Genomic DNA, 1,178 nt, shown 5'->3' on the forward strand with positions numbered 1-1,178 from the left:
ACGCCCTGGTCGGCCGTCTCGACGCCGAGCTTGTCCGCCTTGGCCAGCTTGCTCGCCCCCACCTCCGCCCCGGTGATCAGCAGGTCGGTGTTGGCCGAGACCGAGGAGGCGATGGTCGCGCCGGCCTTCTCGCACAGCCGCTGGAACGCCGGTCGCGGCACCTTCTCGCCGGACCGCGGATCGTTGATCGCCCCCGTGACGACGACGGTCTTGCCGGCCAGCGGGGCCCCGGCCGCCACCACCGGCGGCAGGTCCTCGTCCCGTACGTCCAGCGAGACGCCCTGCTTCCGCAGCCGCTCCAGCTCGGGCCGCAGGCGGGTCAGGTGCTCGATCAGCGATGCAGCCACCCGCGGACCGATGTCGTCCACGGCGACCAGCCGTTCCTCGCCCGCATCGGCGACGTCTTCCAGCGACGCGAACCCGGCCCGGCACAGCCGGCTCGCGGTGCCCTCCGAGGCCATCGGGATCGCCAGGCCGATCAACGCCCGCCGCAGGCCGACGTTCCGGCTGTTCGCGATGGACTCGATCATGCGGGTCGCCGACGTCTCGCCGATCCGGTCGAACTCGAGCAGCCGCTCCTTGGTGAGCGTGTAGAAGTCCGACGGGTTCTCCAGGTCGCCGGACTCGGCCAGCCGCTCGATCCACACTGGACCGACCGCCTCGATGTCGGCCGCCGCCCGCGAGGCCCAGTGGATCAGCCGCCGCGTGGTCTGCGCCGGGCAGGAGGCGTTGGTGCAGAACAGTTCCCGGCTGTTGCCCTGCTCGGTGAGCGGCTGCTGGCAGGACGGGCAGGTCGTCGGCGGCACGATCTCGCGCTCCGCGCCGGTGCGCTTGGACTCGTCGAGCACGCCCGCCACGAACGGGATCACGTCGCCCGCGCGCCGCACCAGGACGGTGTCCCCGATGCGGATGCCGCGCGCCTTGATGACCTCCTGGTTGGCCAGCGTCGCCCGGGTGACCGTGGTGCCGCCCACGAACACCGGCTCCAGGTGCGCCACCGGCGCGATCTTGCCCGTCTTGCCCACGTCCCACACGACGTCCAGCAGCAGCGTCGTCTTCTCCTCGGCCGCGAACTTGTACGCCAGCGCCCCGCGCGGCGAGCTGGACCTCGTGCCGGCCGCCGCGTAGGCGGTCCGGTCGGCCAGCCGCAGCACCGCCCCGTCCAGGTCGTAGTCGCG

The 1,178-nt window shown here is 72.8% G+C and carries 1 protein-coding gene; it reads right to left on the bottom strand.

Annotation, left to right across the window (positions count from 1 at the left end; translation table 11 throughout):
* Positions 1–1,178, bottom strand: a 1,178-nt coding sequence (locus tag BCF44_RS54605; protein WP_246016350.1) for a helix-hairpin-helix domain-containing protein, incomplete at both ends; no start/stop codon positions are given.

It is taken from the genome of Kutzneria buriramensis (assembly GCF_003387475.1).
GTDB classification, from domain to species: domain Bacteria; phylum Actinomycetota; class Actinomycetes; order Mycobacteriales; family Pseudonocardiaceae; genus Kutzneria; species Kutzneria buriramensis.